Source organism: Chloroflexota bacterium, assembly GCA_013152435.1.
In the GTDB taxonomy this organism is placed as follows: domain Bacteria; phylum Chloroflexota; class Anaerolineae; order DUEN01; family DUEN01; genus DUEN01.
On record JAADGJ010000147.1, the window covers coordinates 1 to 11,806 of the forward strand.

An 11,806-nucleotide genomic window follows, 5' to 3' on the forward strand; every position below is an offset into this window, starting at 1 on the left:
ACGCGAGCCACCACGGGCGGGTCCCCCTCGCGCAGCGCCCGCCCCAGCGCCTCCGCCGACCGCGGCGTCAGCACCACGGCGGTAGAGGGCAACGTCTCACCGGGCAGGGAGCCGCCTCCCACGGCCGACTGCGTCGCGGCGATCGCAGCCTCCACCCCCTGCGCTTGCAACGCCTCCGCCCAGGTTCGGGCCCGGCGCTCCAGATCCTCCGGCCTCGCCGCGATCATGCGCCACACGGGGATCTCCCGCTCCGCCTCCCCCCGCAGGTAGTGCAATAGCGTGGCCTGAAGCCCGGCCAGGGTGGTCTTGTCCACGCGCAGCGCCCGCGCCAGGGGATGGCGGCGCAACGCACGCACCCATCGCTCCCGCCCCACGATGATCCCGGCCTGAGGGCCGCCCAACAGCTTATCGCCGCTGAAGGTCACCAGGTCGGCGCCGGCCGCCACGCTCTCCTGCACGCGCGGCTCCGGGGCCAGACCGTAAGCCGTCGTATCCAGCAGGGTGCCGCTGCCCAGATCGTCGATCACGGCCAGCCCGTGCTCCCGGGCCAGGGCCACCATCTCCGCCAGGGAGACCTCCGTGGTGAACCCGATGATGCGGAAGTTGGACTGGTGCACCCGCAACAGCGCGGCCGTCTCCGGCCCAATGGCGGCCTCGTAATCCCGCAGATGCGTACGGTTCGTCGTGCCCACCTCCACCAGCCTGGCGCCGCTCTGCCGCATCACATCCGGCACGCGAAAGCCCCCGCCGATCTCGACCAGCTGCCCACGGGAGACGATCACCTCCCGCCCGGCCGCCACGCCGGCCAACGCCAGCAACACGGCCCCCGCGTTGTTGTTGACCACCAGCGCATCCTCCGCGCCGGTCAACTGGCGCAACAGGGCCACCGCGTGATCGTAGCGGGAGCCACGACGGCCAGCCTCCAGATCGTACTCCAGGTTGGAATACCCCCGGGCGACGGCGACCATCGCCCCCCGCGCGGCCGCGCTCAACGGGGCGCGGCCCAGGTTGGTGTGGATGATGACCCCGGTGGCGTTGATGACCGGATTCAGCGACGGCCGGGTGACGCGCTCGATCTCCGCCATCGCGTCCCGGATCAACACCCCCTGTTCGGGACAGGGATGCCCGCTCAGTACCGCCTCTCGGGCACGATCCACCGCGCGGCGGATGGCATCCGTCACCAGCTCATGGCCCCAATCGGCGATCACCTGCGCCAGCTCCGGAGCCCGCAGCAGGCGATCCACACTGGGAAGTTTTCTCAACTCATCCTGGACGCCCAATCGAACCCCCCTCCATGACTCTCAGCTCATCTATCCACATCGCGCAGCGTATCACGTCTACAAACGCGTGTCAAAGAGGAGAAACGGCGCCTTTCCTCCATCCGATCATTCGCCGGTGGACGAACGGGGTGGAGAGAGATCCGGCGACGCGCCGGATGTGGAGATCGCAGGAGCCACCCGGATATGAAACTGCTGGACGGGGATCACGCTCACGTGCAGGGAGACGGGGCGGCTCAGCCGAGACGCCAGCCGGTGCTGCAAAGCCTCCATCTCCGCCTCGCTCACCCGATGGTCCACCCGGGCAACGATCTCCAGGCACAAAGCATCCCTCTGCTCCGCACACAAACGCCAGTCGACGACCTCCATCCGGCCGCTGGACACCTCGGTGGCCAGGACGCTCGCCACGGCCCGCTGCAAGGTAGTCTGCTGCACGGAGCGCCAGGTCAGCCAGACCAGCGGAATGGTGATCACCAGCAACAGGAAGAGGGCGTCCCTGAGGCCGCGATGGAGCACGCGGGCGCGCTCCGTCTCACCGGGCTCGGGGTGGAAACCAAACGCCAGGAAGACCAGCCCCCCGGCCGCGCTGATGGCGATCAGGTTCGTCAGGAACAGAAGAAGCGCCCCGCTGGTGATCTCCGCGTTCGCCAGCGCGATCCCAATGCCGATGGTCGCCAACGGGGGCACCACCGCGGCCGCGATGGCCACGCCGACCAAGGCCGCCGAGATGTCCCGCCGACAGATGGCGTAGGCGCCGGCCAGGCCAGACAACAACGCCACGATCAGATCCACGATGGAGGGATGGCTGCGCGCCAACACCTCTCCCGTGGGCGACGCGGCGGGCATCATCATCCCCACCAGGAAGCCCACCAGAACCGCCAGGAAGGCCCCCTTCAGGATGGCCCCCAGGGCCATGCGGATCATCCGCAGGTTCCCCATACTCACCCCCAGGCCCAGGGCCAGGAGGGCCGACATGAGCGGGGCGACCACCATAGCGCCGATGATGACCGTGGAGCTATCCATCAAGAGCCCGATCGCGGCGAGGGCTGCCGACAGGCTGATCATCACGAGGAAATCCACACCCGGCCGCGCGCCGCGATGGATCCGCTTGTACACGTCCACCTGCTCGGCCGTGCTGATCGTGGGGAAGAACCGCCAGACGCGCCACCAGGCATGGCGCAGGCGCCGCTGCACGGTCTCAGCCTGGCGCCGGATCACGACGGTGGCGATGGGGGACTCCACGGCCACGGCCTGGGGCACGTTCCCGAACAGGGCCCGATCCATCGCGCTCTCGTTGCTGGCCCCGATCAGGAGCAGATCATAGCGGCCGCTGTTGGCCTCACCCAGGATCCCCCGCACGACGCTGTGAGCCTGAACGACCCGAAGGCGCAACCGATCGTCCCCCTTCCAGGGGGCTGCGGCCGCCCTCAGCCGCTCCCGGCCGATGATCACCTCTGGCTGTCCCAACGAGCGCCGGGCCACGTACAACGCGGTCACCTGCACATCCGTCCCCAGGGAGAAGGCGATCTCCAGCGCTTTCTCAGCGTTGGGGCCGCCGGCCGTCGGAACCAGGATGCTTCGGGGCGTATGCGTGGCATCGGACCGCACGACGGCGACGTCGCAGAGCACATCGCGCAGCACCGGGTCCAGCGTCTGCCCCAACAGGTAGCGTCCCCGGGTCGGCCGCCCACGCCAGCCGATCACCAGGATATCCGGCATGTTCTGATTCACGACGTGGACGAGATCCCGGCCGGGGGCCTGCCGCCGACGGAGGACCAACACATCGACGGGCACATCCTGGCACGAGGGGGGGATCTCCAGCCAGGGAGGCCGCACCCCATCCGGGGTGACGGTCACGAGCGTGACGCGTCCCGCCTTCGAACGGGCCAACGCACAGCCGAAGCCGGCCAGTGGGGCCAGCTGCTTTTCCTCCCCCACGGCCACCATCACGGTGTAGCCCGCTTTCTCCACGGGGAACGAGTCCGCCTTCCTCACGTGCGCCCCCTCTCCCTACGCCCAATCCCACCAGCCGAGGGTGGCGGGCCCATCGCTCATCGCTCCACGAATAGCCAGGGGCAAAGCCATCGTTCCAATCGATCGATGACGAAGTACAACATCAGGCCCAACACGCTCATCGCCACCACACCCGCGTACATCTCCGGATACGCCAGCCGTCCCCACGACTCCACGATGATGTAATACCCCAGCCCGGACGTGGTGGCGAAGGACTCGGCGAAAAAGAGGACGGCGACCGCCGTCCCCACGGAGACGCGCAGCGCGGTGAGCACGGCAGGCAGGGTCGCCGGCAGATAGACGAACCGGAAGAGCGCCCGTCTCCCGGCCCCTAACGAACGCACGGAGTAGAGCAGCTCGGGCCGAATCCCGCCCGCCTCGTCTCGCACCACCACAAGCACCTGGAAGAAGAGGATCAGCGCGATGATGAAGATCTTGGAGCGATCTCCCACGCCCAAGAACAGCAGGATAATGGGAAGGAAGACGATCTTGGGAATGGGATAGATAATGTAGATGAAGGGGGAGAAGATTCGATTCAGCGCGGGGCTCTGCCCCAGCACCAGCCCGGCCGGCACCGCCGTGGCCACGGCCACGATCACTGATGCCACCACCCGCCAGGCGCTGACCAGAAAGTGGCGTCCCAGCCCTCGCGGCAGCTCCACGAGCAGGGCCCGGAACACCTGATAAGGGGTGGGCAGCACATCTCGATGCACCCCCCAGGCCAGTCCCTGCCAGAGGATGATCACTCCGATCGCCGCCAGAAGCACATCACGTCGCCGCATCGCACCTCACTTTGAGGACGAAAGGCAAAAGACGGCAGACGATTTCACGTCCGTCACGAGGGCATCTCCCCAAGATCGTCCTTTGCGTGATGGAAGCATGCCATAACCTCGGCATTTACTCGTCCGACGAATCCATCCCATCATCGCAGGCGGCGCTACTCCCCCGCCAACGCTATCCGCAGCTCTGTACACCTCGCCAGATAAGCGGGCTGGCCGCGGTAGCCTGGATCACCGGCCTCAGCGTTCTCGATCACCCGCGCTCGCGTAATGGGAGGCCGTCCCAACACCAGAATGCGCTGCCCCAGGAAGACCGCCTCCTCGATGTTATGCGTCACCAAGACCATCGTGAGCTGCAGCTCGTCGGCCAGCTCCAGGACCAGGTTCTGCAGATCCTCTCGCGTGAGCGCGTCCAGGGAGGAGAAGGGCTCATCCATGAGCAGCACGTTCGGCTCCAACACCAGCGTGCGGGCGATGGCAGTGCGCTGCCGCTGCCCACCCGATAGCTGGCTGGGATAGTGATCACGCAGCTCGACGATGCCCAGCCGCTTCAGCCAGTAGTCCACCCGCTCGGGCGGGATGTCCGGCGGAGGGTAGGGCCGGGCGGGCCCATCATTCCGCTTGTGAGCGTAGAACCGCCCCAGGCGCATGCCCAGGGCGGCATTCTCCCATACGGTAGCCCACGGCAACAAGCCATAATCCTGCAGGATCAACCCGATACTGGCTCCCCNCGGGTCACCGGGACGCCCGCCACACGGACGACGCCGTTCGTCGGCTGTCGCAACCCGGCGATCAGGTACAACAGCGTCGTCTTCCCGCAGCCGGACGGCCCGATGACCGCCCATCGCTCCCCCGGCTCCACGCGCCAGTCAAAGTCCTGGAACAGGGGAGGACGCCCGGGATAGACAAAGGTCAGGCTCTCAACGGAGATCATGACGGGTGCGTGATGCGTGTTGCGTATCACGTATTGCGTGTTGCGTATTACGTGTTGTGTGTTGCGTATTGCGTGTTGCGTAAGACGTAAACACGAGATGCCTATTTCTCCGGCAGGAACGAGGCATCGACCAGGTCCTCATATGGGATATCCCGGTCGATCAGCCCCTTGTCCTTCAGCCACTGGATCACGTCGGCGAACTGCTCCTCCGTCGGCACCTGTCCCACGGGGAACGGCGGCATGGCATACGTGCCCTGGATGGACTTCGGCACCCGCCCCTTCTCGATCAGCAGGTCCTGATACGCCGTGGGATCGGCGTTGATCTCGTTGACGGCCTTCTCCCAGGCGGCCAGGAACTTTCGCACCGTGTTCGGCTTCTGTGTAAGCGCCTCCACGCTGAAGGAGAGGACGGACTGGGACAGCTCGGTGTGCGCCGTATCATCTATGATCAGACGGGCTCCACCGGCGATGGCGCCCTGTGCCAGAGGATCGGGCAGCGTGGCCGCCTGCAACTGACCGTTCATCAACAGCTCAAAGCGCACCGGGATGGCGGTCACCTCGGTGAACACGATCTCCTCCGGGGTCAATCCCTCCGCCTCCAACATCCGCTGCGTGATGTACTCGATGATCGTGTTCTGCGACACGCCGATGGGCACCCCCTTCAGGTCGGCCGGGGTTTTGAGATCCGTGCCCGGCGCGGCCAGGATGCGGAATTGCGGGGCATCGGGATAAGCACGCCGGGCCGTGTACACGACTTTGATCTTGGGCTTCTCCTTGTTAAACAACGCCGTGGAGATCAGATCGTTCAGTTGCCCATCGATCTGCCCGGTCTGCATCAGGGTGTCCCGCTCCTGAGCCGATTTCACGGGAACCAGCTCCACCTGAATCCCCTGCTCCTCGAAATACCCCTTCTGCTCCGCGACGAAGAACGGGATCACATCCAGAATGGGCAGCAATCCCATCTTGAGGTGCGTATCCTCCGCCGGAGCAACGGGGGTAGCCGGCGGGGCGCATCCCACAAGGACCAAAACGACCAGCAGAAAAGCGATCCACTTCCTCATGACGTATGTTTACCTCCCTATGATTCTCGATTGGATCACGCCCTCACGAGCACGGCCAGCAGCGTCGCGAGGAACGTCGTGATGCTGATGTATCCGTTCACGTTGAAAAACGCCACGTCCACCCGGGATAGGTCATCCGGCTTCACCAGGGAGTGCTCGTAGAGCAGCAGCATGGCCACGATGAAGAGGCCCACCCAGTAGATCCATCCCAGTCCGGCCACCCATCCCACGGCCGCCAGCAGCGCCACCGTCAGCACATGGCAGATCTGCGCCCATCGCAGGGCCGTCGCCACGCCGAAGCGAGCGGGCACAGCCTGCAATCCCATCTCCCGATCGAATTCCACGTCCTGGCACGCGTAGATGAGGTCGAATCCGGCGATCCAAACGGTGACGGCCGCCCACAGCAGCCAGGGGATCGGGTCGCTCAACGAGGCACGCACGGCCGCCCATGCGCCCGCGGCCGCGGCCCCATCGGTCATGCCCAGGACCCAATGCGACAGCCACGTGAAACGCTTGGTATACGAGTAGCCCACCAGCGCGATCACCGCCAGCGGCGCCAGGCGCAGGACGAAATCGTTCAGCTGCCAGGCGGCCAGGAGGAACACCGCCAGCGAGATCGCCGCCGCCCCCCACACCTGCGCGGGCGTCAACAGTCCGCGCGGCAGCGCTCGCCGGGCCGTACGCGGGTTGCGCGCGTCCAGATGCCGATCGACCGCCCGGTTGACGGACATCGCCAACGTACGCGCGGCCGCCATCGCGATGGTGATCCACACGAACTGGTGCCAGGTGGGCCAGCCGCGCGCAGCCAGCACCATCCCCAAATAGGCGAACGGGAGCGCGAAGATGGTGTGCTCGAACTTGATCATCTCCAGGAAAAGCCGAATTCGTTTCATCGTCCCTTAAGCATCGCGTTCATAGGAGAGCTCACAAGGCTACCCGGTCTCCTCCCCGTCTGCCAACCCATACTCCGCCCATCGCTCCGTCACCAGCCTGCGAATGGGCTCCGCCATCTCGATCAGCTTCGGCCATTCACGAAGGTATCCTTCCTCCGGCCACTTGGCTGTGGCGTCGATCCCGATCTTGCCGCCGAAAGCAAACCGATACGAGGCATGATCCAGGGCGTCTACCGGCCCCTCCTGGATAACCACGTCCCGCGCCCAGTCCACGTTGTTGAGGGCATGGAACATGGCCTCGCTCACGTTCTGCACATCCACGTCCTGGTCGAAGACGATGATGCACTTGGCCAGCATCATTAGCCCCATCCCCCAGAGGCCGTTGATGACCTTCCTGGCATGGCCCGGGAACCGTTTGCGGATGGACACCAACACCAGGTTGTGGAAGACCCCCTCGGCCGGCATGTTGATATCCACGATCTCGCTCAGGAACAGCTTCATCAACGGCAGAAACAGCCGCTCCGTAGCCTTGCCCATCCAGTAGTCTTCCATAGGGGGCCGCCCGACGACGGTGGCCGGGTAGATCGGCTGCCGCCGGTGCGTGATCGCGGTGACGTGCATCACAGGATAGTCGTCCACCGGCGTGTAATAGCCGGTATGATCCCCGAACGGCCCCTCCGGCCGGCGCTCCTCCGGGTCCACATACCCCTCGATCACGATCTCCGCGTGGGCCGGCACCTCCAGCGGCTGCGTCACGCACCGTACCAGCTCCACCGGCCTGCCGCGCAGCCACCCAGCCAACAAGAACTCATCGATATCCGGCGGCAGCGGCGCCGAGCCCGCCCAGACGATCGCCGGATCGCCGCCCAAACTGACCGCCACCGGGATGCGGTCGCGACCCATCTCCCGGGCCTTGCGCTCGTGCTCGGCTCCTCCCTTGTGCAATTGCCAGTGCATCCCCAACGTACGCTCATCGTACACCTGAAGCCGATACATGCCCACATTGCGGATGCCAGTCTCCGGATCACGAGAGATCACCGTCGGCAGGGTGATGTAGCGCCCGCCATCCTCGGGCCAGCATTGCAGGATGGGCAAATGCTCCAGGGTCACCCGCTCACCGGTGAGAACGACGTCCTGAACGGGCGCCTTGCGCACGATGTTCGGCTTCAATCCCACGGCGCGCAGCGCCCCCCACATCTCGCCGGCCCGATCCAGCGCCTGTCCCAGGCCACGCGGCAGCTCCGGCCGGATCAGGGTGGAGAGCCGGTCGGTGAGCTCGTTCAGGTCCTCCACGCCCAACGCCCACGCCATCCGCCGGGGTGATCCCAACATGTTGATGAGGACGGGGATATCGTACCCCTTGACGCGCTCGAAGAGAAGGGCCTTGTTGCGCTCGGCCGGCCCCTTGCTCACCCGATCCACGATCTCGGTGATCTCCAGGTGGGCGCTGACCGGCGCCTGGATCCGCACCAGCTCCCCGGCCTTCTCCAGCCGATCGATGAACGCCCGCAGATCCCGATAAGCCATACCCCTCTCCCTCAGATCGATCCATCCCCCAACGGGGCGTGGCGATTGTACACCACCCCACCCGCTCCGTCAACGCGCAGAGGCGCGCCCTCGGGGACGCGCCTCCATGTTCTACCTAACCCCACCTTGGCATCAGAGGGGATCAGGCCCCTCCCCAGGTGGGAACCCGTCGAATCCACGGCATCAGTGCCCGTCTCCGTTCACGCGCACGCCGGCCATCAGCAGCCCCAGCTGCTCCCGGGTCGCCTGAGCGGCCGGCAGCGTCTCGATCACCTCGCCCCGATACATGACGGCGATGCGATCGGATAGGGCCATGATCTCATCCAGCTCGGCCGAGATCAGCAACACCGCCACACCCGCGTCCCGCATGGCCACAATCTGCTGATGGATGTATTCGATGGAGCCCACGTCCAGCCCCCGGGTGGGTTGGGCAGCGATCAGGAGCTTCACCGGCCGGGAGAACTCCCGGGCCACGATCACCTTCTGCTGGTTCCCGCCGGAGAGGGAGCCGGTGGACGTGTAGATGCTGGGAGTGCGGATATCGAACTCCTGCACCAGTCGGGTGGCGTTCTCCGCGATGGCTTGCTGATTCAGGTTGATCCCATTGGCGAACGGCGGCCGATAGTACGTGCACAGGACCAGGCATTCGGCCACGGGGTAGGAGAGCACCAGCCCGTGCCTCTGCCGGTCCTCCGGGATGTGGGCGAGGCCGGCCTCGATCCGTTGGCGGACCAGGGCATGCGTCATATCCTGCCCCAACATGCGCACCGTGCCCGACTCGATCGGCCGAAGGCCCGTCAACGCCTCCACCAGTTCGGTTTGGCCATTGCCCTGCACGCCCGCCACCCCCAGGATCTCCCCGGCGCGCACGGAGAGCGACACGCCGCGCACGGACTCGCTGCCCCGCTGATCTCGCACGCGCAGATCCTCCACGCGCAAGACCTCCTCGCCCGGGTGAACGTCGGACTTGGGCACGGTCAACACGACCTTACGCCCCACCATCATCTCCGCCAAATCCGCCTCCGTAGCCTCCTCCGGGCGACGCGTCCCCACGACGCGCCCTCCCCGCAGCACGGTGATGCGATCGGCCACGGACAACACCTCTTTGAGCTTGTGGCTGATGAAGATGATGGACTTCCCCTGCTCAGCCAGCGACCGCATGACGCGGAACAGGTCCTCCGCCTCCTGCGGCGTCAGCACAGCGGTCGGCTCGTCCAGGATCAGGATGTCGGCCTCCCGATAGAGCGCCTTGACGATCTCCACCCGCTGCTGGGCCCCCACCGGCAGATCTCGCACGTAGGCCGTGGGATCCACGTCCAATCCGTACTGATGAGAAAGCTCACGGATCCGCTCCTCCGCCCGCTCCCGGTCCAGGACCACCTTATCCCGGACCAGCTCCATGCCCAACATGATGTTCTCGGCCACGGTGAACACCGGGATCAGCATGAAGTGCTGGTGCACCATGCCGATCCCCAGGCGGATGGCATCATTGGGATCGTGGATCGTCACCTCTCGGCCCCGCACCAGGATCCGCCCCTCGTCCGGGTGATAGAGGCCGTATAGGATGTTCATCAACGTCGTCTTGCCGGCGCCGTTTTCTCCCAACAGGGCATGGATCTCCCCGGGCATCAGCGTGAAGTCGATGTGATCGTTCGCCAACACGCCGGGGAAGCGCTTGGTGATCCCCTGAGCTTCCAGGACTGGTTGCACGACGTCGTCCATCATCCCTCCTACCTCTCGTACGGCTGCCCCACGGCGGCCGGCGGGGTCGACCGCCCGACCACTCCGCTGAGCACGATCATGGTGAGGAGATAGGGGAACATCCCCACGAACTGGGAGGGCAGCGGGATCCCGAACTGCTGGGCGTTGATCTGGATGGCCTGCGCCATGCCGAAGAGCAGCGCCGCCCCCCAGGCGCCCAACGGGGTCCACTTGCCGAAGATCAGCGCCGCCAGGGAGATGAACCCTCGGCCGCTGGTCATGAGCGGCTCAAACTGGGGGATGGACTCCAGCGTGAAGTAGGCGCCGGCCAGCCCGGCGATCAGGCCGCCGATGATAACGTTGGCATACCGCATGAAGTAGACGTTGATGCCCACAGTGTCCGCGGCGCGAGGGTGTTCGCCCACGGCGCGCGTCCGCAGCCCCCAGCGCGTCTTGAACAGCACGAAATGCGCGAGGAATACCAGGGCCAGCGCGGCGAAGGTGATCGGGCGCTGATCGAAGATGCGCCCCACCACCGGGAGATCGGCCAGGATGGGCAGTGCGATGCGGGGGAAGGTGCCGGCCCCGGTGGTGCGTTCCACGCCGAAGAACAGCTGCGTGTTCAGATAACCGGTCACGCCGATGGCCAGGATGTTGATCACGGTGCCCGAGATGATTTGGTCCACCCGGAAGGAGACGGACAGCACCGCATGTAGCAGGGCCATCATTCCGCCCGTGAAAATGGCCACCACCAGGCCCACATAGAGGCTCTTGGTATAGAACCCGGCGATGTACCCGAAGAAGGCCGCCGAGAGCATCATCCCCTCGATGGCGATGTTGACCACGCCCGAGCGCTCGCAGAAGAGCCCGGACAGCGCCCCGAGCGTCAGCGGCGTCGCCACCTGCAGCGTGGTCGCCAACATGCTCACGACGAGGAGGGCAACCCTATCCAGCTCCATAGCCACCTCCCCTCAGCCACCCCACCCGCGGGTGAGGACCAGCTCCTCGGCCTCCACGGGCGCTTTGATGCGATAGATCCACCGGATAATGGCATCTGCGGCGACGAACATCAGGATCAACGCCTGGATCACCGAGATGATGTCCACCGAAACCTGCGAGCGGAACTGCATCTGGGTCGCCCCGCTACGCATGGCCCCGAACAAGAACGCTCCCAACACCACGCCCAGCGGGTGGTTCCTCCCCAACAGAGCGATCGCGATGGAATCAAAGCCGTACCCCACGCTGAACCCCAGCGCGTGGTAGTAGTTGACCCCGGAGACCTCGACGGCGCCCGCCAGCCCGGCCAACAAGCCGCTCAGGGCCATGCTCAATACCACCACACGGCCCACCCGGATGCCCGCATATCGGGCAGCCTCGGGATTCGCTCCCACCGTGCGGATCTCAAAGCCCACCGTCGTCTTCCACAGAAGCCAGTACACCAGCGCGGCCACGGCCAACGCCAATACCGTCCCCCAATGCAATCGATAATCCGCAAAAATGCGGGGGATACGAGCGGACACGGCGATCTTCTGCGTTTGGGAGATGACGTTCAGGGGATTCGGGTCCCGCATGGGCCCACCCAACAGCCAACCACTGAGCAACAAAGCCAGATAATTCATCA

Annotated in this window: 11 protein-coding genes; all 11 read right to left on the reverse strand. The window is 65.6% G+C overall.

Translation table 11 applies throughout. The annotated features are described in order from the left end of the window. A partial coding sequence (locus GXP39_19860; protein ID NOZ30290.1) for an L-seryl-tRNA(Sec) selenium transferase occupies positions 1-1,262 on the reverse strand: 1,262 nt, incomplete at its 3' end. 123 nt (positions 1,263-1,385) lie between these two features. Continuing rightward, complete coding sequence (locus GXP39_19865; protein NOZ30291.1) at positions 1,386-3,272, reverse strand: DUF389 domain-containing protein; 1,887 nt, start codon at positions 3,270-3,272, stop codon at positions 1,386-1,388. 56 nt (positions 3,273-3,328) lie between these two features. Next, on the reverse strand, positions 3,329-4,072 hold the full coding sequence (locus GXP39_19870; GenBank protein ID NOZ30292.1) for an ABC transporter permease subunit: 744 nt from the start codon (positions 4,070-4,072) through the stop codon (positions 3,329-3,331). A 155-nt stretch (positions 4,073-4,227) separates the two neighbouring features. After that, positions 4,228-4,782, reverse strand: coding sequence for an ATP-binding cassette domain-containing protein (locus GXP39_19875; GenBank protein ID NOZ30293.1), 555 nt, complete (start codon positions 4,780-4,782; stop codon positions 4,228-4,230). Next, on the reverse strand, positions 4,779-5,003 hold the full coding sequence (locus GXP39_19880; protein NOZ30294.1) for an ATP-binding cassette domain-containing protein: 225 nt from the start codon (positions 5,001-5,003) through the stop codon (positions 4,779-4,781). Before GXP39_19880 ends, GXP39_19875 begins: the two co-directional genes overlap by 4 nt. 101 nt (positions 5,004-5,104) lie before the next feature. Next, entirely contained in the window at positions 5,105-6,064 is a 960-nt protein-coding gene (locus GXP39_19885; GenBank protein ID NOZ30295.1) for an ABC transporter substrate-binding protein, read from the reverse strand. A 35-nt stretch (positions 6,065-6,099) separates the two neighbouring features. Next, positions 6,100-6,957, reverse strand: coding sequence for a UbiA family prenyltransferase (gene ubiA, locus GXP39_19890; protein NOZ30296.1), 858 nt, complete (start codon positions 6,955-6,957; stop codon positions 6,100-6,102). Between the two features lie 39 nt (positions 6,958-6,996). Further along, on the reverse strand, positions 6,997-8,484 hold the full coding sequence (locus GXP39_19895; GenBank protein ID NOZ30297.1) for a menaquinone biosynthesis decarboxylase: 1,488 nt from the start codon (positions 8,482-8,484) through the stop codon (positions 6,997-6,999). A 183-nt stretch (positions 8,485-8,667) separates the two neighbouring features. Next, the gene (locus GXP39_19900) at positions 8,668-10,209 is read right to left on the reverse strand and encodes an ABC transporter ATP-binding protein (protein NOZ30298.1); all 1,542 of its coding nucleotides are present in this window, start codon (positions 10,207-10,209) and stop codon (positions 8,668-8,670) included. 5 nt (positions 10,210-10,214) lie between these two features. Next, complete coding sequence (locus GXP39_19905; protein NOZ30299.1) at positions 10,215-11,144, reverse strand: ABC transporter permease; 930 nt, start codon at positions 11,142-11,144, stop codon at positions 10,215-10,217. Between the two features lie 12 nt (positions 11,145-11,156). Continuing rightward, positions 11,157-11,806: ABC transporter permease (locus GXP39_19910; protein NOZ30300.1), on the reverse strand; the 650-nt coding region annotated here is incomplete at its 5' end.